This is a genomic window from Lysinibacillus sp. FSL P2-0066, from assembly GCF_037969495.1.
In the GTDB taxonomy this organism is placed as follows: domain Bacteria; phylum Bacillota; class Bacilli; order Bacillales_A; family Planococcaceae; genus Lysinibacillus; species Lysinibacillus boronitolerans.
In genome coordinates this window covers 4,532,450-4,555,167 of record NZ_CP150202.1, presented here as the reverse complement: position 1 = coordinate 4,555,167, position 22,718 = coordinate 4,532,450, and the positions used below count along the sequence as shown (strand labels likewise).

Sequence of the window (22,718 nt, the reverse complement as noted above, 5' to 3'; positions counted from 1 at the left end):
AGGAGAGTAAAACAATGAAAATAATAAAAAGCATTTTAAAAACAGAAATCACATACGATGACGAAATGAAAAATAAGTACATTGTGAAGAAGGAATGGGACAAAGCCAAAAGGAAAGCCCTCATCTTGATGAAAAATGCAGGTCAGACGGATGAGGTTGTCCAAGACCAAACAACAATGTATGTTTTGAATAATCTTGCCAAATTAGACTATGGGTCAGTGATTATTATGAATTTATTCCCATCTCTTGAAAGCAAAGATACAAATGAATCAGCTACTGAAAATTTGAAATGTATTCAAGAGGAAATGACGAAGGTAGATGATGTCATTATTGCAGTTGGAACAGGTATTGAAACGAGCAAAGAGGCACAAAAGCGATTGCATATGATTGTGGCTATTTTGCTTGATAAGAAAGCAACGATTCTTCAAATCGAATGCCCAAAAGGAAGAATGGGCTTCCATCCGCTTTATCCAGCGGTGAAAAACGGCTGGAAGTTAGCACCGTATGAAGTGCCACCAGTAGAGCAAATAGATTAAGCGTTTCAAATGAAAATATGGACATATATTATGTTAATAGCGTTACTAGCAGAGATGTGTGAAAACTATTTAATACAAACATTGGATACGGAGGAACAGACAAATGAGTGCAACGATACAGCAACAACAATTGAACCAACAGACATTTAGCAATACAACAAAAGCAATTAAGCGAGTAGCAATTTATGCTCGTGTATCAACAACTGAACAAGCTGAAGAAGGCTATTCAATTGATGAGCAGCAACGATTACTAACGGAATGGTGTGAGCGAAATGGATACATTGTGCATGAGGTTTACGCTGATCGTGGTATTAGTGGTAAGTCGGTAAAAAAACGTCCGGCATTAGTGAAACTTTTAGAGGATGCTAAAAATAAGCAATTTGATGTTGTTTTAGTATGGAAAACAAATCGATTAGCTCGTAACATTTTAGATTTATTAAAAATTGTTGAGGTATTCGATCAAAAATACATTAGCTTTAGGTCATATACTGAAAATCATGAAACTGAAACTTCACAAGGTAAGCTTCAATTTCACATGTTAGCTGCTATTGCTGAATTTGAGCGTAATACCATTTCGGAAAATGTAAAGATGGGGATGTTAGCTCGTGCTAGAAAAGGCAAGTGGAATGGTGGTATTGTATTAGGTTATGACCTTGAAGATTTTTCCAATCAAGGTGATAAGCGTAAGCATACTAAACTAGTAATTAATGAAAAAGAGGCTAGAACAGTTAAGCGTATTTTTGAGTTGTACATTGCAGGTAATGGGTATAAGGCGATTGCTAATCGTGTTAATAAAGAAGGACATTTGGGCAAACGTGGTAAGCCTTTCTCCATTAGTACAATCAAAACAATCCTAGAGAATCCTGTTTACGTTGGCATGATTCGATATGATGTTCGTAGAAACGGGACTGATAAACGTAGAGGAGATATTAATCCAACACCAATTTTGCAACAAGGGGAGCATAAGCCAATCATCTCGCTGCTAGATTGGGAGAAGGCGCAACAAATACTAAAGAATAGATCGAGTAAGCCAAATCGAGTGCATGGAGGAACATTTCCTTTTACTGGTGTAATGAAATGTCCTCAATGCGGTTCAGGAATGGTCGTTATGCGGACGGTCAATAAGTTAAAGGATGGTACACGTAAAACACTCGAATACTACGCTTGTGGAGCGTGGAAAAACCAAGGCACGTCTGTTTGTCGTTCGAACACCATCAGAGCAGATAAAGCCGAAAGCTACATCTATGAGCGACTACAAGCACTAGCAACAAATAAACAGCTCATAAAAGAAGTCGCAGACCGAGTAAACAACAAGCGATCTAACCATGATGAACCACTACAACAAGAGCACCAAGCACTCCTAAAAGAGCTGGAGCAAGCTAAACGTAAAAAAGATAAAGCGATGGAGTTGTATGAGGAGGACATCATTACTAAAGTGGACTTGCAACAAAGGCTCATCAAGGTAAACGAGCAGATAGAGCAACTAGAGCTACGACTTCAGCCAATCATACTACAACTGCAATCACTAAAGGTTCATACAATCGATGAATCTACTATTCAAGAGGTCATGGTTAATTTTCAGAAAGCCTTCAAAAGTGCAATGACACAAGAACAGCAGAAGCATTTGGTTACGTTAATCATTAAAGATATAACACTGAATGATAAGCGTGAGGTTGATAGCATTCAAATTCAATTTAATAATACGGTGTTAGATTATTTAACAGAGCATGGAGCAGATAGGTCATTAGCAGATGACTTATCTGCTCCTTTTTTAGTTATATTAAATTTGTGAAAATATTAAATCGTTAGATCCATACAAATAGCATTCTCGATAATTTTTATGTTGAATTAAAATAAATTTAGGGTAATATTCCAGTACCGTTACAACTCCTATTAACTTAGTATTCTGATGTTTAGTTCTAAGAGCATTTAACTGTGTTCCTACTGGAAAGTCATTAATGGTTAACGAATCTAAAGTAAACCAATCATAGTTTTTCATAAAATCACTCCTAATATTCTAAAGAATTTATAATTATTTCTACGATAGAATTATATAATAATTCTGCGGTACTATCTTGTTGAGCTAATCCTACCACTATCATTTTTTATTTGCAAGAGATTTTTTAAGTTATAATAAGTAAATAAAACAACGGGGTGATTAAACGATGACACTAAAAGAAAAAATAAAGAGGAAATATCCTGATATGACTATGAAAGAATTTGCAATGAAAATATCCATACCGGTAACTACATTGTATGGAATATTTGAGAGAGGTATTGAAAAAACTAGCTTGTCTAACGCTCTAAACATTGCAAATGCATTAGAAGTATCTATCCTCGAATTAATACCCAATGCATATGAAATATATAAGCGTAAATCAGAACATATGTTAATTAATGCTCAAGATATTAATGCAAAAGAAGGTATATTTGAGGAAGAGGAAGATAATTGGATTGATGATAATAACGGCATTTTTGAATTAGATGAATATGTAAAATTGATGTTTTATAATCAAAAACATTTTAAAATTGAAACACAAAAATATGGAAATCCTACTTATGAAATAAAAGTACCAAAAATTTTACTGGATAATAGCGTTCAAGGAAATCAGTATCACTTTATTGAAGTTTTTAATGATAGTATGAGTAATCAATTTAATATTGGTGATATATTACTGATGAAGTCCATTTCAGATGTGAAGGATGTGAAGGATAACGATATAATTTTATATAAATATAAAGATGTGTTTGATATTAGAAAAATTAGAGAAGTAAATGAAGTCATAGTCCTAAGCCCAGATAGTAAAAATAAAGAATACTATGACTTGGTGCTTAAGGAACATGTAGAAGATAAAATTTATATTCAATCAGTACTAAAAATGAAGATAAACCGCATTTAGATTAGTTTCGGAGAACCTTATCATAAGTAAGTGAGGAGGCCATTTAGAATGCTAAAATGACAGCACTCTAAATGGTCTTACTTTATTTTTTGATTTGCATATTCCTGTCCAAGTAAGTATAAAAATGCAAAGGCAGGGATTCGCATAACAGGAGTTGTGGTTGTTTGTTTTATAAGGCGTGTCCGAAAATTAGGTGTTTATTAAACAGTGGCTAATATCCCGCTTTGTTGCTTTGACTATAAATGTAGCTGGAACAAGAGTTGCCTTTTGAGTGGAGTACCATTTTGACGGGTCTTCTGTAATGGTAGCTGGTAAGACAACATCATCAATTACTTTCTCGATGATGAAATTAGCCTCTATTAGCGTATTGATATATGTACTTAATTTTCTATGGTGGATGACAACATTACTGTGCCACGCTTCATTGTATTCGGGTCCTTCTATGTTGTAGGATTTTTTTAAGGTAAATGATGAATTTTCATAGGTCAATCGATCATGAATAGGGTGCTCCCAACTAAATATAAATATGCCACCAGGCTTTAAATAGCTATGGATATGTGACAATGTCTTTTGTAAATCAACGGTCCATCCTAATGCATAAATAGAATACACTATATCAAAGTATTCAAGGGGCAATCCTGGATTTTCTTCCATAGGCGATTCGAACAAGGTTACTTTACTTTCTTGAGAATGCAATAGTTTTTTAGCTGTTTCGATTTGCTTAGTTGAAAGGTCTACCCCCCACAACTCTTGAGCGCCTCCATTCCCCATATATTGTAATGAATGTCCGCTGCCACATCCGATATCTAAAATTTTTTTACCTGTAATAGGTCCAAATAAATGAAGCTGTTCTTCACTTAAAGAAAATGGTCCGTATTCTGGAAGTGCTGTTCTGCCATAAAAACGTTCTGCGGATTTTTCCCAGCCTTCCTTATTCATTCTCAAAATTTCAGTCCTTTTCATTATAAAATCAACAACCCTTCTATTAAATTAAAGCAGTCTAATTTGAATTGCATTTAAACCATTTCGACAAATATCCTTATTTATCCTTCAAGTTGCATCTAATTGCAATGTTGATATAAATGATCTTTCCGTAGTTATTTAGGCCAAATTTTCTTAAAAATAATAAGATAACCCTTTACAAAATTTACATCATCAGAGTTCCTTGGAGGCATTAAAAGTTTTAGCAAGGTAAAGATAAATGAATGCTAAAAATCTTCATGTAGCTTCATCATGACAAACCTTATAACAAGCAAATGAGGCGGAGTACAAGTGGCTTCAGAAAATAGATCCATTATTTACCTTAAAGAAATTCAAAGGAAGCGATAAAAGCAAAAATGCAACCTGTGAATTTGGTGAGTTTCCTTTAACGGGCATTATGTGTTGCCCTAAATGTAATGCAGGTATGGTAATTGGACGTACGACAAACAAGCTAAAAGATGGTACAAAAAAGGTATTAGAGTATTATGTATGTGGCGCATGGAAGAATAAAGGGACAGTTGCTTGCAATTCTTATGCTGTACGTACTGATTATGCTGACCCTTACGTATTAAATAAAATTGAAGAGCTGATGACAAGTGATAAAATGATTCAGCAGTTAGTTAATAGTATCAATTATAAGCAAGAATCCTTGATTGCTCCGATTCAACAAGAATACCAGCAATATGTTAATGACTTAGCTATCTTAGAAAAAAAGCAATCGAATCTGTTAGATTCTTATATGGAAGAAACGATTTCCAAAGGCATCTACCAAATGAAGGTTAGAAGTATCGAAGAACAAATTTCCTCATTAAATGGATTACTGACACCATTAAAGGAACAACTAGGTTCAACCGTTTCTAGTGAAGTGACCTTTGAACAGATTAAGAATGTCCTACAAAACTTTCAAAAAGCTTTTCAGCAATCACTTACAAGGGAGCAGAGAAAACGCTTGTTACATTTGCTCATTCATCAAATTACAATTGATGAAGAACGGAAAATCGAGAGCATTCAACTTAAATTAAATAATGAGGTGCTAGAGGCATTACAACTAGGAGTAGGGGAATCATCTTCGGATGAATCTTCTGCTCCTTTTTCTGTTTTAATAGCTATCTAATCGTAAGTATCAAAAGTGGCTTTTTATTAGGATAATTCATTATCAAAGCGAAGTGTTTTTCGTATAGGAAAATGGCATATTTAATCAGATATAAAAAATATCATGTGGGTTAATATGTAACATTTCCTAAGAAATAATCTATTGAGGGGAGAAGCGTATGGGTTGTATTTGGAAAGCTATGAAAATCTGTTTTTGGTTTATGTTGATTATATCAGCTATTGCAATGATATTCGTCTACTTTGAGGAAAAGGGAAATGAAACGTTTAGCCATGTTGAAGAGTTGGATGCCAAGGAGTTGGTAGCGGAAGCTTTTAGTAATTTGAGAGCTTATGAGAGTTATCATATGTATTCTGAATCTAACACAAAGGGGGATATTTCTAAGTTTATTGCTAGCGAATCTGTACAAACAAAAGAAATATTTAATGTAGATTATCATACATTGAATGATTCATATAAAATAACAGGGAATTTGGTTAAAAATGATGAGACAACTACTATTGCGGAAATAAAGGTGGGTTCAGATATTTACCAATCTATAGATGGCGGGAAATTTAATTATGTTAGCTTAGATGAATCTACCATACTGGCAGGTGAAAAAACAGGGGTATTGGCAAGTTCTGAATTTACCAATGAGCCAGAAATAGATGATTTAATTGCTCAAGGTGATATTTCTGTAGGAGCTTATGAATCTAAAAAAGCAGATGAAAAGGACTATTATTTAATAGAAGGAAATATGCCTGAATCGTATGTATTAAATATGGTGAATCAAACCTTTTTCGGAGATGTGGATAAAGAAGCATCATCTTTTAAAATAGAAAATTTAATCGTCTTTGAGGATGAGCTTCAAATGACAATTGATAAGGAGAATATAAATTTATTATCAACATACATCCATCTGAGATTTAGCTTTGAAGTTGAAGGTCATACAATGAAAATGGATGTGGAAACAATTAAGAGATATTCTAATTTCAATGAAGTAGAAATGATTACTTTACCAAATTTAGAATAGGTGAATCATATATTTTCTTAACGGAATGAATGATATGTTAATTAGGAGTAGGAGAATCATCTTGCATGATTTCCCTGCTTCTTTTTAGGTTTTGATAGCTGCAATTGTAAATTTTAAAATGAATTTTTATTAGGATAATCCATTATTTAAGCGAAGTGTTTTTCACATAGGAAAATGGCATATTTAAAACAATAAAGGCGGAAGGAGATAAAGATGGATTATAGCAAGTTAGATAGTTCCTGTTTTAATGGATCATATAAGGAATTTATTGAATTAATTGGATACAAAAATACTTTGCTAGTGTATAATCATTTTGCTGGTCAATATGTAACATTTCCTAAGAAATTCTTATCAGAACAATATTTATATGAAGCCATCGTCATTGAATATGATGGAACAAATGCGAAGGCTTTAGCGAAAAAATATGGCTATTCATATAGTTGGGTGATGAAGATATTGAAACGGGAACATTGTAACAAATAATCTACGATGGTTTTATTTATAGGAGGAAGATATATGTGGAAGAAGGTTTTAATGTTAGTAGTGGTGATGAGTTTATTCTCAACAGGGGTGCTTGCTGATACTATAGCTGTTCAGAAAGATAACAAGCAAAGCAGTACCAAGAATCAAACAGATTATGCCTCAAAAGCCAAGTTTGTAGGTAATGAATATGTTTATAAAAGTAAGTATTACACGCTTCATGCACCAAAGGATACAAAGAAAGATGATATTAATTTTGCTATCACTAATTTTAATAAAGGGATAGAACTTGCATTTGAAATTTATTCTAGCAAAGTTCCTGATTTAGAAGCGATATTATCAAATCAAACAGATTTTCCTACTAATATTTATTTAAAGAATAAATCGGATGAACCTTATGAATTTACTTATGTAAATGGAGGTGCGAGTCACAATAAGAAAACAGGGGTATTGGAGACAGAAATCAAGATTTTAGTAGCTTCTTTATATAAAGGACAATGTTGTTCTTATGATGGGAAGTTTAAATATGATACAGCTTATGTTAAAAATTTATATATTGCTTCAGGATTAAATCTTGGAAGTGTCATATTTAATGAAAATATGAATTCTAAACCAAGTTGGTACAGTTCATCTGGTGCAGGTGAATTTGCCACAGGTTTTGTTAATTATAAATCTCGTTTAGCCTCTAATACCTACAAAGATTATGCTAAGTATTGGAAGAATGAAGTGAAAAAGAATAATAAATTGCTAGTATTCAACAATGGAGATTTTGACTTTAAATATAGTACGAATGTGGCAACTCTTTTCAATGCGTTTTTAATTGAAACTTATGGAGAAGATACTTACTTTGAATTTGTTTTGTTTGAAAGTGATACAATTTCAAAGAAAGAGGCATTTTTAGCAACCTATGGCGATATTAAAGAAATTGAAAAGCAATGGAAGGCATGGATTAATAAATAACCTATATAGGATTTAAGATTACTTGGTGCCTAATTTGCTATTTATGAGTTTACTTAATGTATTAATGGGTTAGGGAGCATCCTTAACCCATATTTTATTAATAAGAAAACGATTACTTATAGTAATTTTGTTTGTATAAATCAAGTATTATGAAAAAGATTAATCACCCATTGATTGCTTCAATTGAGTTTTTTCTTTATCTATTAGTGATTGGAAATATCGCTTAGGATGTTCTCCAAAATCAGGTTTCTGTCTATTCGTCATTTTTTCAGTATAAAATTGAATAATTCTATCGGCATCTTTTCTAGGAAATACAGAATCAATCAAGTTAAATAAGTCTCCACCATTGTGAGTGTTGATAAAAATTTGTTTTAACATAATATCAGCAGTAGCAAAAAGAAAAACCTCATTCATTTTTGACTCATCCCAATAAAATGTGCTCCAATTTGATAGATAGGTTAAATCCCAAGCTTGATTTATACAACCTTTGTCTACTCTTTCAAACACATTACTTTTAGCGTGTTTAGGTGCCTTGATACCATTTTGATCTGAAAATAACAAAATCAAATATGTGTTAATATATTGGGAGATAAGCAAATTATCAAAATTCCATTTTAAAAAGGCTATTACTTTTTCTACTGGATTCAAATCAGAATTTCGATATAAGTTAACTAAGTGTAACATACTAGCATAATTCATCAGGAAATGATCACTACTTTTATGATAGATAACAGTATTTTCATAAGGAGTATTGGAAAAATTGCATTTTGGAATTGTATCTACTCTACCATCGGCTAAATATAACCAAATTTGTGTTGGGTAAAAATCAAAAATTTCATTAAAGTTCTTTAATTCAATTTTAGCGTTTAAAGAATCATCACCTTTTGAGGCATTTTCCATTATTGCTAGCCCAGCACTGACTGGAAGTTGATTCATCTGAGACCACAACATTAGAAGAGCAATCATTCTCTTTTCCATTTCATCTTTTAAATCACCATTCTTCGTAAGAGACATTAAACTACTCAAAAGATTTCTATCTAAAAATAATATAACTTCTTTTTCTCTCTTCACAGCTTGGAGTTCAGCGTAATTTATCTGACCAGTTGATCCATAATTCGGATGGAAGACTATTTGAGCATTGTTTAAAGCATCCCAAATCATTTGTGGTTCATTGTCCTCTAGTAATAAGAAACTCATAGTATTACCCCCTTTATTTTAGTAAAATAGCAGTTTTGAAATATCATAAAAATAAGAACTTTTGTTCTTTTATGATACTACAATCATTAGAAAAGGAAAAGTATTGCATAACTTTTACAAGCTTTGAGAAGCTATTCCATGCTGAATTTTTAAGTATCCTTTATCATAAGAATCAAAAGAAATTTAATAGTAAAGCGTGGCAAGCGCTAAATCCTAAAGGTTTTAAATACAGTGGCGATGGTAGTGAGTACCTCGAATCAATAAATTCTAAATATGATTCTTCTAAAGACAAGCTTTATTTTGAGCAAGGTTTTCTCACAGAGTATGCAACAACTAGCTTAGAGAATGATTTTAATGCCATTGTAAGAGCAATGTTCTCTGGAGATAAAACTCTCTGGGATAATATTGATAATAACCCATCTTTAAATAAAAAATTAGATTTAGCTATAAAATTCTATCATTTATTAGACCCTATGTTTACGAAAGAATACTTCGAGAATTTATAGGATATTTTGGATATAGTTAAATCTGTTTTTGGTAGACAATTTATAATATAGTGTGTAAATGCAAAAAACTAATCAGATATTTTTGACTATTAAAATAGTAGAATGGTAAAATTATCATAGTTAACGCCCTATAAAAGTAGTTATGGGGGAAAATGGTGAATTTCTGTCAAGCTTTATCTCAATTGTTATCGCAAGGCTAACCCAGCTAATAGCAATAGATACTGCTTCTGAATAAATTGGCACTTGGATACCTCCAATCGTCATAGTCAACCAATTCAATATACTAGTTATAGTATACGCAATCAGTGCATTTAAGTAGCCTCTTTATAGGTTAGCAATAGTCTATAATTTGAAAGGAGAGTATGCTTACAAGGGATTCTTTGATAGAGTAATAGGCTACGATTATATCCCCTTGTAAGCTCTGCCAAAAATGAATAAAAAAAAGTATCGTGTAAAGGGGTATAAGCACCTCGATAGTAAAAAATCAATTGAAAAAGTTAAGGATAAAATTCAGAATCCTCAATGGGTTGCTAAACATGGGTTCTACCCGTTTATGCATTTTGAAATTAAATTTCAAAAATATAGTAGAAAAGAAAAACGACCAAAAGAGAAGGTGCGTAAAATATTTTACGCATCTCACATTGATAGCTTCATATACAAATATTATGGAGATGAGTTAAATAATTACTATAATTCTATTGCTCACGAAATGAGCATTAATGAAGTTTCAACTGCATATAGAAATAATTTATCTGGAAAAAGTAATATTGATTTCGCTAAAGAAGTTATTGATTTTATAAAAGTTCAAAAAAACGCATATATTTTTGTTGCGGATTTCACTAATTTCTTTGATACTTTAGACCACAAGTATCTTAAAGAAAAAATCCGTTATGTTCTGAAAAAGGATACATTACCTGACGATTATTATAACGTCTTTAAGAATATAACAAAATTTAGTTATTTTATTAAAGATACGATAGAAGCAGAATTGAAGACCAAATATACAGAAAGTGAAATTAAGGATAGCTATAAATATTTCACGGAAGAGGAGTTTAGAGCCTTTAAGCATAAAAATATATATAAGAACTCTAAAAGTTATGGAATTCCTCAAGGAGCAGGTATTAGTTCAGTTTGCTCTAATATTTATTTGTTAGATTTTGATGAAAAAATTCAAAAATATACTAATGAACAAAATGGACTATATAGAAGGTATTGTGATGATTTAATTATAGTTATTCCTATTGAGGGAGATATCAAAGACTATAATTATAAGATTCACCAAAAGTTTGTGGAGGATGTAAGAAGGCAGATTCCAAATTTAGAAATTCAACCTGAAAAAACAGGTAATTATTTTTATTCTAATGATAAAATTACAGATTTAGAATTTGAAAGTACAGAATTAGATTATTTGGGATTCAGTTTTAATGGTGAAGAAGTTCGAATTAGAGAAAAAAGTCTTTTTAAATATTACACGAGAACATACCGTAAAATAAGGATAGCTAATCGTAAATCAAAAGAATTCAGTCGTAAATCGTATAGGAGAGAGTTGTATAAGAACTACTCACACTTAGGTAAAAATAAGAAAGGGCATGGGAATTTTCTTAGTTATGTCGAAAGAGCACAGAAAATATTTGATGAGGATTCAAAAACTGTGAACCTCATGGAAAAGCAAGTGAAGAATCACTGGAAAAACATTCAATCACGGTTAGAAAAGCCAGAGTAATAAAGACAAGCTTGTGTATCTTTAGTAGATATTCAGCTTGTCTTTTTAATAGAATAAAGCCCCACTTTATCCCATCACGCTGTATCTTAGCATAAAATGATTTATCAGAAATGGTGGTTTTAATCCTTATATTTACAAATAGTTATAATTAATAGAAGTTTTGTGAGGATATTTATGGAAAAAAGAAGAGTAGTAACTGATATATATAACAGAATATACTTAGATATGATTGAAGGGGGATACTCACCAGCAGAGATTAAACAAATGGTAATAGAAGAGTTTAGTGAGTTTTTTGCAAATAAGGAAGTATTACAAAGAAATGCAATCGAAATTTTATTGCCAGAGTTAGTTAACAAGACTAAGTTAAAACAATATTCAAGGTATTACCAAGAATTCATTATGTGTATAGATATGTTTAAATGCAGTATGGATACTGATAGTGAAGAATGCTTTAAAGCATTTGCTAATTGGTCTTTAGATATTAATAAAGCAATAAATAAATATTGGACTATATACAATTTAGATAGAGTAATAGAAACATTAACTTTGGAGGAATATGTAGAAGTTACATTCAAAAATATTGGCAAACTAATAGAAGGCGTGATAAAATCTTATTCATTTAATATATTAAATAATATATATATAATTAAAAACAAGAAGGAAAAGGTTTCTACATTTAAAAATAAAGATTTAGGAACATTCTTTGAAGAAATAATACAAACTAATATGTTAGGCGAACTTTTTAAAATACAATTAAATACTACGATTGGAATAAAACAAATAAAGTTAAACCAGCTAAGAAATATAGTAGCACATGAAAATTATGAATTTAATGGAGAAATTATTAATTGTTTTATTAAAAAAAAGAATGAAGTAATAGATTCATTTAGTATAACTTTAGAACAACTTAAAGAGGCTTATAGAGATGTATATTATACACTGGGGTCAATAAAGTTAGCGTATACTATATTTTTCGTTGATAATGTTGAAGAGATAAATAAGTATAACCCAGATATAATAGCTTTAAGAGTAGAGCAGTTAATTACTAATACTTTTTTAGGAATACAATCTCAAGGATTTGAGATTGTTGATTTTGTAGAAAACAGTATAGAAAGCAAATTAATTCTGCAGGATATTTTGAGTGATATTGAAGAACAAAGAATGATTCATTCATCACAATTTTTATTTAAACTATGGCAATTTACTAAAGCTAAAAATAACGTAATAGAATATCTTGATAATACGGGGAAATTGAAAGCTATATTTCAGTTAGATTCTGACGTATGTGAGCTTATTAATAGTGGAGAGTTGGAGCCAATAGCTCAAGCAAAAATGATGAAAATAAATATTATGTAAAACCTCATTTAGTGACAATACGGAGAACCGTATCATAAGTAAGTGCGGTTTTCTAAGTTTTATACATTCAAAAAGCAGCATTTTAGGGTAAAGAGAATACCTGAAAGATAATTATATAATGCGAAATTTGTAGAAAAAGTATCAGGCACTATTAAAAGTGCCTGATACTTTCAGACTGTAGACAAAAGCCCTCGAGAAGTTCACTCTCAAGGGCTTTTATCATTTTTCTTCCTATGTCGTCTTGATATTTGGTCATACATTACCAAATCCAACATACGCTTCGAGCATAGTTGCTCTCTTAAGCTACTTGCCACGTCCAAGTAGCCAGTTTCTTTAAATTCATGGCAGCAAAAGTAAGCATCGCCTGCATGGACAATTTTTTCAGACCTCTTAAGGTTGTCCATCGCATACCATGCTTTTCTTTTGCATCGGCAAAGACACGCTCAATCGTTTCTTTGCGCTTTGCATAGATTTGTTTGATGTCATAGGAATGGCGTAAATGTTCAGCTTCCTCCACATACGACTCCCAGATATGGCGTTGAATGAGTTTTTGATGATGCTTACTTTCTGTACACTGGGAAAGGCTTGGACACTTCGCACAAATCAAAGGATTCGATTTATATTGCCGATATCCTTCTTTCGTCGTTGTTGCATACTTCAATATCTGCCCTTGTGGGCAAAGATAACAATTATAGTGCTCGTCATATATATACTCGTGCTTTCGGAAGAATCCATCTTTCGTTTTAGGACGTGTATACGGAAGAACAGGCAACATTTGATTCTCTAATAAAAAGTTCGTAATCGCTGGTGTTTTATAGGCTGCATCTGCCGCAACAGCGATTGGTTTTTGAACGTTTTGAATGACTCTTTCAACAAGTGGCTGCAATACATGGCTATCGTGCACATTTCCCGGAGTCACAATGGCACCTAAGACAAAGCCCTTTTCATCTGTCGCTGCATGAAAAGAATACGCAAACTGTTTCGTACGTTCATCCTTCACGTAATACCCACTTTCAGGATCTGTCGTGCTTTCCTTTATTTCTTTCCATTCTTCTTTTTCAAATTTCTCCGGGGAAAAGGGCTTTTTTCCGTGTTCCTCACGATCAATATTTAACTCTAATTGAAGTTTCTCTTCATAAGCCCGTGTTTCTTTTCGCACAACTTTTTTATCATACTTTCGTTTATTCGCACTCGCTTTCACATGCGTAGAATCGATAAATAAATGGTCTGCATGGAGGAGTCCTTGATGCATAATCTCTTTTAATATACGATAGAATATCTGCTCAAATATATCAGTGTCTTGAAAGCGACGGACATAATTTTTACCGAAGGTAGAGAAATGCGGGACTTCTGTATGGAAGCCAAATCCTAAAAACCAACGATACGCCATATTCGTTTCAATTTCTTTGATGGTTTGACGCATGGACCGTATACCAAAAACGTACTGAATAAACGTCATTTTAAAGAGAACAACAGGATCAATACTAGGGCGTCCTTTAGCAGAGTAGAGGTTTTCTACTAAAGGATAGATAAATGAAAAATCAATAGCCGCCTCTAGTTTTCGTACTAAATGATCTTGGGGAACTAATTGATCAATCGTTAGCATTTCTAATTGTTCACGTTCATTGATTTGATTTTTCGTCATCATGGTTGATCACCTCGAAAGTGTACTTTTTATCAATAATTCTTTATGTAGAAGTTGATTGGAACGAAGGGTGGCGACTCCTGCGGGAAAAGCGGGAAAGTCGAGATCCTGGACTGAGCGAAGCGAGGGAAGCAGCTCGACCCCGCCCGCGGAAAGCGTCCGCCCGTAGTGGAAATCAACGGCTTTACTTTATTTTATTGTAAAAGAAAAAAGACTGTAGGCAAACTCAAAATTCATTGAGTTTGTCTACAGTCTGAAAGTATCAGGCACTATTAAAAGTGCCTGATACTTTTTGTTTTATCGGGAGTAGATTGGGTATTAACTATCATAAGCAAGTTATATAGCAAGAAAGGATTGTAGGAATAATCGAAAGAGAAAGGAGTTATAGCCAACATGTTGTTGAGTAAAAAGTTTTTATTGGTCTTAAGTACAATCGTAGCCTGCATGTTGTCTGGTTGTGGAGAGAAGCAGAAGCTTGAAGATGGATCTGAACTGATCAATAAAAATCAATTTGTTTTTGCTACTTCTGGGGAATTTAAGCCATTTAGTTATATAAATGACGATCTTACAATGTCGGGCTTTGATATTGAGGTTGGTGAAGCGATTGCAAAGGAAATGGGCCTTGAGCCGGTTCAGAAACGAATCAAGTTCAAAGGGATTGTTGAAGGGGTGAAAACGGGAAGAGCGGATGCAGCCGTTGCAAGTCACACGATTAACCCGCAGCGGAGTAAACATGTTTCTTTCTCTACCCCCTATTATTATTCAGGACCGAAAATTTTCACCAGACCAGATAGTAAAATTAGGACTGTCGAAGATTTAGAGGGAAAGGAAGTAGCTGTTGCAAAAGGATCAACATATGCCGATACAGCTTCCAAGTATACAGACAACATCAAAACATATGACAGCGACATTACAGCATTAAAGGCATTAAGCAGTGGGCGTCATGATGCAGTAATTACAGATTTTGTTACAGGAAAAACTGCTGAAAAGGAAGGTTTTAAGATTAAAGGACAACAATTAATTAATCGCAGTGAACAAGCGATTGTTTTGCCTCAGGATAATCCAAAGCTAGTGAAGCGAGTTAATGAATCTTTGGAACAACTTCGGGAAAATGGAACATTGACTCAAATTAGTATCAAATATTTTGGTGAGGACATTACCAAAAAATCAGAATAAACCAATGCTATAAAAGAAAGGAAGTAGTACTTTGCCAAGTTTTTCGCATTTTTTTCAAATACTAATGGAAACAAAAGGTGTATTCTTTAAAGCTATGCTTTTAACATTAGAGCTGACGGTGGTTTCTATCTTACTGGGAATCATCATCGGACTAGTCTTTGCTTTATTAAAAATTTCTAATATAAAAATTTTAGAACTTATTTCAGATATATATGTCTATTTGGTGCGAGGAACACCACTGATTGTTCAAATATTTATCCTTTACTTCGGAATTAGCGGGATTTTCCTTCTTCCTGATTTTTGGGCTGCTTCACTTGCTCTAGCGCTACATAATGGAGCTTATATTTCTGAAATCCTTCGGGGAGCAATTCAATCAGTCGATAATGGTCAATTTGAAGCAGGACGCTCTTTGGGGATGACAAAGACACTGACATTAAGAAGGATTATTCTCCCACAGGCATTCCGTAGAGCGTTGCCGCCTTTAGGCAATCAATTTATCATCAGTTTAAAAGATTCTTCGTTAGCCGCATTTATCTCCATGAATGAGCTGTTTAATGTGGCGACAACACTTGGGTCGAATAATTTTGATGAAATGACCTACTTACTCATTGTAGCAGTCTACTATTTATTGCTGGTAGCGTTGATGACATTTGTAGTGAATCGAACTGAACTAAAATTAGCAGTTAGCGACAGATAGGAGCTGAAAAGATTGAACACCAAGGAAATGATTAAAATAAGTCAATTGAATAAATCGTTTGGAGACTTACATGTATTGAAAAATATCGACATGACAGTCTACGAGAGCGATGTTGTTTGTCTAATAGGATCGAGCGGGTCAGGGAAAAGCACCCTCCTTCGCTGTTTGAACTTTTTAGAAAGAAAAGATAGTGGCAATATTATAATTGAGGGAAATGAAGTCAATCCTCGGACAGATGATCTTAACAAAATTAGAGAAAAGGTTGGGATGGTGTTTCAAAATTTCAACTTATTCCCACACAAAACGGTTTTAGAAAATATTATTGAAGCACCTGTTATGGTAAAGGGTGTAGACAAAGAGAAAGCCATCATCAAAGCAAAACAATTACTGAAAAAAGTAGGTTTGGAGGATAAGTCGGATGTCTATCCTAGTAAACTATCAGGGGGGCAAAAGCAACGGGTGGCGATTGCTAGAGCACTTGCGATGGAACCAGACATTATGCTTTTTGATGAGCCAACATCGGCACTCGATCCCGAGCTTGTGGGAGAGGTTTTAACAACCATGAAAGACTTGGCTGAAGAAGGAATGACAATGGTTGTTGTAACCCACGAAATGGGATTCGCAAAAGAGGTAGCTGATTGGATTGTCTATATGCATGATGGAAAAATTATTGAACGCGGCACACCTGAACAATTTTTCAACCAACCGAAAGAGGAGAGAACACGAGAATTTTTAACTGCAACAATGCTTAAATAAAACTAAAAGGTCCTGAACGGTCTCTCGATTACTAGATAAAGCTTCTACAGAAAAACTGCACTTAGACTAGTTACAGCCAACCTTATCATAAGTAAGTGAAATTTAAATAGCAAAAGGAGAAATTGCAAAGCGCAATTTCTCTTTTTGCTGAACTGTACTTATTTAATTATAACTCAACCTCGGTAACTTCATTATTACCTTTGCCATTACCGTTGCCGTTGCCATTGCCATTGCCATTACCATTACCATTACCGTTGCCGTTGCCATTGCCATTGCCATTACCGTTGCCGTTGCCGTTGCCGTTGCCATTGCCGTTACCATTACCAGGCTTTTCAACCAACACACCGAATGTTAACGTGTGGTCACCGTATGTTACCGTAATTGTCGTAGTACCTTGACCTTTTCCTTTTACAGCTCCTGCTTTTACAGTAGTTATTTTATCATTTGCTACTTCGTAGGTTGCAAGCGTAGTAACATCTTTTTTTGTTGTTTTACCCTCAAAAGTAGTTACTTCAGTAATCTTAACCGTAACCTCTTTACCTATTCTAGTTTCAACCTGAGCTTGGTCAATTTCTAGTGTTACGATTGGTGTTTCTACAACAGGTGCTTTAACTGTAACATTTACCATAACCTCATGATCACCGTATGAAATAGTAATCGTAGTCGTGCCCTCACCTACAGCAGTTACTAATCCATTTGCTATTGTTGCAACATTTTCATCTCCCACAACATAAGTCGCTTGTGAAGTTACATCTTTCTCTGTTGCTTCACCTTCTGGAGGAGTAGACGTCTCTGTTACTGTAAGTTGTGCAGATTTTCCAACTGTTAGGTCTAGCTCAGTTGGATTGACGGAAAGTGTCACTTTTGGTTCAACTACATCTTTTTCAAATATTAATGCTTCACCAACATTTCCAGCAGCGTCTTCAATTTTTACGGATACAGCATTCGTTTCTGATGTTACTGGGAATGTGAAGCTACCATCTTGATTTAATTCAAAAGGAACTGGCGCTTGTACTTCGCCATTCACAGTCGAAATATAGGAAGCTTTTAATTTATCATTTAAATTGTAGTTTAAACCATATAAATATAACTCTTCATTGTAGTCGATATACTTATCTGTTACCTGTCCTGTAGCGACACCTTCAGCTACTGAACCAGTAATTTCTGGCTTAGTCGTTTTCACGATAATTGGCCCAACATAATCTGAAACTACCCCTGATGCCGCAAGACCAGTAAAGTCAATAGTATAGAGACCATCTGGAATTGTTGTGGCAGGTTCTGTTCCCCATGGTTTGTATTGCCCAGCGATATTCAGCGTATAAGAGCCTTTTCCTAGTGCAGTACCTGCATGTAGATAACCGATGTAGCCATCACCATATTCTCCACCCTGAGGATTCATAATATCCCAAAGCTCGATATAGTTAGTTGTTACATCGCCAGTTAATGTAAATGAAAGTACAGCTGAATCTTTCACGCCATCTCCATTAAAGGATAGATCTGTTTCTGTAATCTTTAAATCTTTAATTTCAGTTACTGCCTCGCTTCCAAAGTCAGCTGCGAACGGCAATGAAATTTCTGTAGCACCACCGCTGATGTGAATATACCCCAGTATTTCCGAGCCGTTTGGAGCTGTAGCTTGTGAAGCAGTTAATGTAAGATTTAACACTTGCTCACCAACTAGATTAAATGTTGGCTGGTCGACTGTAACAGTTGCATCACCAAATGATTTTGTCACATCAATTGATACGTTATAATTACCGCCGTTCCCCTTTATATCTTTTACTAAAACTTGTTTCGTTACGGAAATATCCTGGTCTTTAAGTGATTGTGGACCAAAAGTAACTGTCCCTTTTAAGTTTTCTGAAACAGCTCCTGTTCCATCTAAAATTGCACTATCCAATGCATAGGCAAGAATTTCTGGATGTGCTGCAGCATAAGCATTTACACGACCTGCACCTTGAGAGAACACATCGTATTTTGTTTTATCTAAAACCTTTGCTGTATTAGAAAGCGCCACTTTTATGTCGAACGCATTCCAATCAGGATTTGCTTGTTTAAGTAATGCAACAATACCTGTAATATGCGGTGTTGCCATAGAAGTTCCTGTTTTACGATCATATGCCTCTGCATAATCTGCATCAGGGAAATCCTTTTTATACATTGGAATCGTTGACATAATGTTTGTTCCAGGTGCACTTACATCTGGTTTAATGTCAAAGTTTGGTGTAGATGGTCCACGGGAACTTGAATCGTTTACTTCATCTCCCAGTGTCTTTGTGGAAGTAAATTGACTAAAGCTAACTTTTCCAGTTCCACCGGCTAATGCAGCACGAATTGCATTGCCTTCCGTTTGGGACATATCAAATGTTGGTAGAAAAGCAAAGGAATCACCCAGGAATGTACCTGAAATATTAGGTGCATTTGTTCCCCCAGCAAAGTTATGAATAATTGTGGCGACTGCCCCATTTGCCTTTGCATTTGCAATTTTATCAACAAATGCGATACTGCCACGAGAGATCAATGCCACTTTACCTTCTACATCGATTCCCTCATAGTCTTTTACTTCTCCGTTTCCAGGAATAGCGACTAGGTCAAATTCTCCTTGAAGCTGTGTTGCTAAATCCCTTCCAAAAGTTGTTCCCATTAATGGGAGCTGTTTTGTTAAGTTGTAGTCACCAACTGTAACATTCACTTCACCGTTATACATTGTTTCAGGATTTGTTGTGTTACCGACAGCAATGCCTAAACGAGCAGTTGCAGGCGTGCCCATTGTTCCTCGATTTGGGCCAGAGTTCCCTGTTGCAATTACTCCGATTGTTCCAGCCATCATTGCATTATTAATAGCAAATGAACCAGCATCCGTTTCAGAGTTAGCCCCCCCACCAAGAGAAAGGTTGATTATGTCCATTTTTTCTGTTACGGCCGTTTCAATTGCTTTAACAATACCAGATGTAGCCCCACTTCCATATGCACCAAGAACACGGTAAGCATAAAGGTCTACTTTTGGAGCAATTCCTTTAATGCCGAAATTGTTAGCTCCAATTGCTGCAATGGTTCCAGCAACATGGGTACCGTGAGAAGTATAGAACGAGCTTCCTTTTTCATTAAATTCAGGTGTTCCGGCAGGACGCTCAGAAGGCAATGTTTCCGATGCATCGTCATCTGCCCGAGGCTTTGTGTAAGTTGATGAATTTGGAATGAAGTTTTTCCCGCCCTTGTAAATTCCAGCAAACTCGGGGTGATCTGCGTCAATACCAGTATCTAATACTGCCACCTTTATACCTTGTCCTTCAATTCCTTCCTTCCAAAGCTGTTCGATGCCGAGGAAAGAAATACTTGTATTCATTTGAGCCTCTAATTGATCTTCCTTAATAAGTTCTGATGATTTCATTGTATTGTCTTCTGATGCGTAAACAATCGCATCAGGCTCGATTAATGTAATTCCTTCTATTGAAAGCAGCTTCGGGAGGTCATTTGCTTTCACAGTTGCTGCAAAGCCGTTTAAAACAGTATCAAATGTGTAGCCTTGAGTCATTTGAACATTTTTAGTAGCTAATTCTTTTTTTACTTGTGCTTGTTGAGATTTTACATTTGAACGAACTTCATTTGCTCGCGCATTAGAGAACTTTTGGCCTTTCACTTGGCTTATTCCTTGCTCTAGTGCCACAGGCTTTTCAGATAAATGTACGATGACAGCAACTTCTTGATTGCCTGATACATTTTGTAAGCTTTCGTGAAGAGTTGGACCATCTTTAGACAAGCTTAGCTGTTCAGCGATAGCCGCCTTTAGTTGAAGTGTGCTTTCACTTTGACTATCCTGCTTGAATGGTTTCGATTCTTCAGCATTAGCACTCGATAATGGAACCAATAGAAAAAGCACCATAACGAAAGCTATCATACTACTTAAAAACTTCGTAAACTTAAACTTTTTCAAATCTCATTTCTCCCTCCACTCTTAATTATCACACTTTTCAGTTTAGTGCGATAATTCCAATTTATCACAGGTGAGATAATTCGAATATCGGAATATTAAAAAATCTCAAAATATTGATAATTAGTATGACTTTGTCAAAAATGAATTAATTCTATTTTCCTAGTAATTTAATAAAAAAGTAGAACTTTTAAATGATAAATGACTTACAGTAATCATCCTTTTTATCATTTAAGAGTTTTGTAAAAAATCTATTTGACGTTCTGTATTATTTTTTGTACGATATGGAAGAAAAGAATGCCCGGACTAAAACGGGAGAGGTTCATAGCTGATACCCTCTATAAAAAACTATGGAAACATGACAAATATGCCATGTCCATATCGGACGTGGCTTTTTTTATGTTTTTACTTATGTTTTAATAGACTGAATTGGTGATGCCTCTCTTGAAAAGTGTTGGGAAACATTTTACAAGGAGGTTTTTTTTATGTCTGGCAGAAGTCATGAAGAAGGATTAAAGGATTTGACCCTATTAGGTAATCAAGGTACAAAGTATTCCTATGATTATGCACCTGAGGTATTAGAGGCAGTGGATAATCTTCATGCTAATCGAGATTATTTTGTTAAGTTTAATTGCCCAGAGTTTACTAGTTTATGTCCGCTTACAAATCAGCCGGATTTTGCTACGATGTACATTTCGTATATTCCAGATAAAAAAATTGTTGAAAGTAAATCACTAAAGTTGTATTTATTCAGTTTTAGAAATCATGGCGATTTCCATGAAGATTGCGTAAATATCATTATGAATGATTTAATTACACTACTTGATCCAAGATATATAGAGGTTTGGGGAAAATTTACTCCACGTGGGGGTATCTCGATTGATCCATGGTGTAACTATGGGAAGCCAGGAACGAAATACGAAGAAATCGCCAATTATCGTTTAATGAACCACGATCTTAATCCAGAAAAAATTGATAATCGATAAATGAAGCAAGAAAGAGGTTTTTAGCTACCCTCTTAAAAAAACTAAGAAGAAAGCAGCACTTTTTCTTAGAGTGCTGTTTTTTCGATATAAGGGAGTCTTTATAGATGAAAAAGGAAAAAGCAATTGTAGTATTTAGTGGAGGTCAGGACAGCACAACTTGTTTGTTCTGGGCAAAAGAACGCTTTGAAGAGATTGAGGCAGTAACTTTCGATTATGGTCAAAGGCACCGTCTTGAAATTGACTGTGCGAAGGCGATAACAGAGGAGCTTGGTATCAAGCATCATATTCTTGATATGTCACTTCTGAACCAGCTTGCTCCGAATGCATTGACACGACAAGACATAAAGGTGAAGGACGGAGAAAATGGTGAGCTCCCATCGACTTTTGTGCCTGGTCGCAATCTCCTTTTTCTTTCATTTGCGGGCGTTTTAGCGAGCCAAGTAGGAGCGAAGCATATTGTAACAGGTGTTTGTGAAACTGATTTTAGTGGCTATCCGGATTGCCGTGATGTCTTTATTAAATCCTTGAATGTAACATTAAATTTATCGATGGATGATTCCTTTGTGATTGATACTCCGTTGATGTGGCTGAATAAGGCACAGACATGGGAATTAGCTGATCAGCTTGGGGCACTTGAGTTTGTACGAGAAAGAACGTTGACTTGCTATAACGGTGTCATAGCAGATGGCTGTGGTGAATGCCCAGCATGTAAATTGCGAAATAAAGGGCTTGATGAGTATTTAAGTTATAGGAAGGAGTCTTAAG

General features: G+C 34.5%; 21 protein-coding genes and 1 riboswitch. Of the genes, 16 read left to right on the top strand and 5 right to left on the bottom strand.

Features of this window, described 5'->3' with window-relative positions:
* Positions 1–14: 14 nt before the first annotated feature.
* The 3 genes from MKZ14_RS22690 to MKZ14_RS22680 are packed head-to-tail and all read left to right on the top strand — an operon-like array spanning position 15 to position 2,328.
* A complete protein-coding gene (locus MKZ14_RS22690; protein ID WP_339280532.1) occupies positions 15–536 on the top strand; it encodes a DUF1643 domain-containing protein in 522 nt (173 codons plus the stop codon).
* 9 nt (positions 537–545) lie between these two features.
* Positions 546–686, top strand: coding sequence for a hypothetical protein (locus MKZ14_RS22685; RefSeq protein ID WP_339280531.1), 141 nt, complete (start codon positions 546–548; stop codon positions 684–686).
* Complete coding sequence (locus tag MKZ14_RS22680; protein WP_339280530.1) at positions 640–2,328, top strand: recombinase family protein; 1,689 nt, start codon at positions 640–642, stop codon at positions 2,326–2,328. The genes MKZ14_RS22685 and MKZ14_RS22680 overlap by 47 nt, the downstream gene beginning before the upstream one ends.
* On the opposite strand, the gene MKZ14_RS22675 is transcribed toward MKZ14_RS22680, so the two are convergent.
* Positions 2,317–2,535: a hypothetical protein gene (locus tag MKZ14_RS22675; RefSeq protein WP_339280529.1), complete on the bottom strand. Its 219-nt coding sequence runs from the start codon at positions 2,533–2,535 to the stop codon at positions 2,317–2,319. The genes MKZ14_RS22680 and MKZ14_RS22675 overlap by 12 nt on opposite strands.
* A 166-nt stretch (positions 2,536–2,701) precedes the next feature.
* On the opposite strand from MKZ14_RS22675, the gene MKZ14_RS22670 reads away from it, so the two are divergent.
* Positions 2,702–3,436: a S24 family peptidase gene (locus tag MKZ14_RS22670; RefSeq protein ID WP_339280528.1), complete on the top strand. Its 735-nt coding sequence runs from the start codon at positions 2,702–2,704 to the stop codon at positions 3,434–3,436.
* A 189-nt stretch (positions 3,437–3,625) separates the two neighbouring features.
* Here MKZ14_RS22670 and MKZ14_RS22665 read toward each other — a convergent pair whose 3' ends face one another.
* Positions 3,626–4,399, bottom strand: a complete 774-nt coding sequence (locus MKZ14_RS22665; RefSeq protein WP_339280527.1) for a class I SAM-dependent methyltransferase — start codon at positions 4,397–4,399, stop codon at positions 3,626–3,628.
* A gap of 322 nt (positions 4,400–4,721) precedes the next feature.
* Between MKZ14_RS22665 and MKZ14_RS22660 the strand changes: the two genes are divergently transcribed.
* The 4 genes from MKZ14_RS22660 to MKZ14_RS22645 all read left to right on the top strand — a co-directional run bounded on the left by MKZ14_RS22660 (position 4,722) and on the right by MKZ14_RS22645 (position 7,980).
* Positions 4,722–5,531 (top strand): recombinase zinc beta ribbon domain-containing protein, encoded by an 810-nt coding sequence (locus tag MKZ14_RS22660; protein WP_339281028.1) that lies wholly within the window; start codon positions 4,722–4,724, stop codon positions 5,529–5,531.
* A gap of 157 nt (positions 5,532–5,688) precedes the next feature.
* Complete coding sequence (locus MKZ14_RS22655) at positions 5,689–6,540, top strand: DUF6612 family protein (RefSeq protein WP_339280526.1); 852 nt, start codon at positions 5,689–5,691, stop codon at positions 6,538–6,540.
* A 213-nt stretch (positions 6,541–6,753) separates the two neighbouring features.
* Entirely contained in the window at positions 6,754–7,023 is a 270-nt protein-coding gene (locus MKZ14_RS22650; protein WP_339280525.1) for a Mor transcription activator family protein, read from the top strand.
* A 33-nt stretch (positions 7,024–7,056) separates the two neighbouring features.
* Positions 7,057–7,980: a hypothetical protein gene (locus MKZ14_RS22645; RefSeq protein WP_339280524.1), complete on the top strand. Its 924-nt coding sequence runs from the start codon at positions 7,057–7,059 to the stop codon at positions 7,978–7,980.
* Between the two features lie 159 nt (positions 7,981–8,139).
* On the opposite strand, the gene MKZ14_RS22640 is transcribed toward MKZ14_RS22645, so the two are convergent.
* A complete protein-coding gene (locus tag MKZ14_RS22640) occupies positions 8,140–9,177 on the bottom strand; it encodes a hypothetical protein (protein ID WP_339280523.1) in 1,038 nt (345 codons plus the stop codon).
* 71 nt (positions 9,178–9,248) lie between these two features.
* Here MKZ14_RS22640 and MKZ14_RS22635 point away from each other — a divergent pair, with 71 nt between their 5' ends.
* The 3 genes from MKZ14_RS22635 (at position 9,249) to MKZ14_RS22625 (ending at position 12,762) form a co-directional block, all read left to right on the top strand.
* Positions 9,249–9,683 carry a hypothetical protein gene (locus MKZ14_RS22635; protein ID WP_339280522.1) on the top strand — a complete coding sequence of 145 codons (435 nt, stop codon included), beginning with the start codon at positions 9,249–9,251 and terminating at the stop codon, positions 9,681–9,683.
* Positions 9,684–10,113: 430 nt separating this feature from the next.
* Positions 10,114–11,406 (top strand): reverse transcriptase/maturase family protein, encoded by a 1,293-nt coding sequence (locus tag MKZ14_RS22630; protein ID WP_339280521.1) that lies wholly within the window; start codon positions 10,114–10,116, stop codon positions 11,404–11,406.
* 174 nt (positions 11,407–11,580) lie between these two features.
* Positions 11,581–12,762 (top strand): hypothetical protein, encoded by a 1,182-nt coding sequence (locus tag MKZ14_RS22625; protein WP_339280520.1) that lies wholly within the window; start codon positions 11,581–11,583, stop codon positions 12,760–12,762.
* A 298-nt stretch (positions 12,763–13,060) separates the two neighbouring features.
* Here the strand turns inward: MKZ14_RS22625 and MKZ14_RS22620 are convergent, their stop codons facing one another.
* Entirely contained in the window at positions 13,061–14,410 is a 1,350-nt protein-coding gene (locus tag MKZ14_RS22620) for an IS1182 family transposase (RefSeq protein WP_339280519.1), read from the bottom strand.
* 390 nt (positions 14,411–14,800) lie between these two features.
* Between MKZ14_RS22620 and MKZ14_RS22615 the strand changes: the two genes are divergently transcribed.
* Genes MKZ14_RS22615 through MKZ14_RS22605 form a run of 3 tightly spaced genes read left to right on the top strand, consistent with a single transcriptional unit; the run spans position 14,801 to position 17,036 of the window.
* Entirely contained in the window at positions 14,801–15,583 is a 783-nt protein-coding gene (locus tag MKZ14_RS22615; RefSeq protein ID WP_054548827.1) for a transporter substrate-binding domain-containing protein, read from the top strand.
* A 31-nt stretch (positions 15,584–15,614) separates the two neighbouring features.
* Positions 15,615–16,280 (top strand): amino acid ABC transporter permease, encoded by a 666-nt coding sequence (locus MKZ14_RS22610; protein WP_004233396.1) that lies wholly within the window; start codon positions 15,615–15,617, stop codon positions 16,278–16,280.
* Positions 16,281–16,292: 12 nt separating this feature from the next.
* The gene (locus MKZ14_RS22605) at positions 16,293–17,036 is read left to right on the top strand and encodes an amino acid ABC transporter ATP-binding protein (RefSeq protein ID WP_036077907.1); all 744 of its coding nucleotides are present in this window, start codon (positions 16,293–16,295) and stop codon (positions 17,034–17,036) included.
* Positions 17,037–17,202: 166 nt separating this feature from the next.
* Here the strand turns inward: MKZ14_RS22605 and MKZ14_RS22600 are convergent, their stop codons facing one another.
* Positions 17,203–20,970, bottom strand: a complete 3,768-nt coding sequence (locus tag MKZ14_RS22600) for a S8 family serine peptidase (protein WP_339280518.1) — start codon at positions 20,968–20,970, stop codon at positions 17,203–17,205.
* A gap of 308 nt (positions 20,971–21,278) precedes the next feature.
* Positions 21,279–21,325: riboswitch (PreQ1 riboswitch) on the top strand.
* Between the two features lie 127 nt (positions 21,326–21,452).
* Here MKZ14_RS22600 and queF point away from each other — a divergent pair.
* Together queF and queC are read left to right on the top strand one after the other, a co-directional pair.
* A complete protein-coding gene (gene queF / locus MKZ14_RS22595; RefSeq protein ID WP_036077904.1) occupies positions 21,453–21,953 on the top strand; it encodes a preQ(1) synthase in 501 nt (166 codons plus the stop codon).
* Positions 21,954–22,057: 104 nt separating this feature from the next.
* A complete protein-coding gene (queC, locus tag MKZ14_RS22590) occupies positions 22,058–22,717 on the top strand; it encodes a 7-cyano-7-deazaguanine synthase QueC (RefSeq protein ID WP_036077903.1) in 660 nt (219 codons plus the stop codon).
* Position 22,718 lies beyond the last annotated feature (1 nt).

Excerpts from the sequence above, each read along its gene's own strand:
- MKZ14_RS22690 (WP_339280532.1), top strand. The coding sequence starts at position 15 with ATGAAAATAATAAAAAGCATTTTAAAAACAGAAATCACATACGATGAC.
- MKZ14_RS22685 (WP_339280531.1), top strand. The coding sequence starts at position 546 with ATGAAAATATGGACATATATTATGTTAATAGCGTTACTAGCAGAGATG.
- MKZ14_RS22680 (WP_339280530.1), top strand. The coding sequence starts at position 640 with ATGAGTGCAACGATACAGCAACAACAATTGAACCAACAGACATTTAGC.
- MKZ14_RS22675 (WP_339280529.1), bottom strand. The coding sequence starts at position 2,535 with ATGAAAAACTATGATTGGTTTACTTTAGATTCGTTAACCATTAATGAC.
- MKZ14_RS22670 (WP_339280528.1), top strand. The coding sequence starts at position 2,702 with ATGACACTAAAAGAAAAAATAAAGAGGAAATATCCTGATATGACTATG.
- MKZ14_RS22665 (WP_339280527.1), bottom strand. The coding sequence starts at position 4,399 with ATGAAAAGGACTGAAATTTTGAGAATGAATAAGGAAGGCTGGGAAAAA.
- MKZ14_RS22655 (WP_339280526.1), top strand. The coding sequence starts at position 5,689 with ATGGGTTGTATTTGGAAAGCTATGAAAATCTGTTTTTGGTTTATGTTG.
- MKZ14_RS22650 (WP_339280525.1), top strand. The coding sequence starts at position 6,754 with ATGGATTATAGCAAGTTAGATAGTTCCTGTTTTAATGGATCATATAAG.
- MKZ14_RS22645 (WP_339280524.1), top strand. The coding sequence starts at position 7,057 with ATGTGGAAGAAGGTTTTAATGTTAGTAGTGGTGATGAGTTTATTCTCA.
- MKZ14_RS22640 (WP_339280523.1), bottom strand. The coding sequence starts at position 9,177 with ATGAGTTTCTTATTACTAGAGGACAATGAACCACAAATGATTTGGGAT.
- MKZ14_RS22635 (WP_339280522.1), top strand. The coding sequence starts at position 9,249 with ATGATACTACAATCATTAGAAAAGGAAAAGTATTGCATAACTTTTACA.
- MKZ14_RS22630 (WP_339280521.1), top strand. The coding sequence starts at position 10,114 with ATGAATAAAAAAAAGTATCGTGTAAAGGGGTATAAGCACCTCGATAGT.
- MKZ14_RS22625 (WP_339280520.1), top strand. The coding sequence starts at position 11,581 with ATGGAAAAAAGAAGAGTAGTAACTGATATATATAACAGAATATACTTA.
- MKZ14_RS22620 (WP_339280519.1), bottom strand. The coding sequence starts at position 14,410 with ATGATGACGAAAAATCAAATCAATGAACGTGAACAATTAGAAATGCTA.
- MKZ14_RS22615 (WP_054548827.1), top strand. The coding sequence starts at position 14,801 with ATGTTGTTGAGTAAAAAGTTTTTATTGGTCTTAAGTACAATCGTAGCC.
- queF (WP_036077904.1), top strand. The coding sequence starts at position 21,453 with ATGTCTGGCAGAAGTCATGAAGAAGGATTAAAGGATTTGACCCTATTA.
- queC (WP_036077903.1), top strand. The coding sequence starts at position 22,058 with ATGAAAAAGGAAAAAGCAATTGTAGTATTTAGTGGAGGTCAGGACAGC.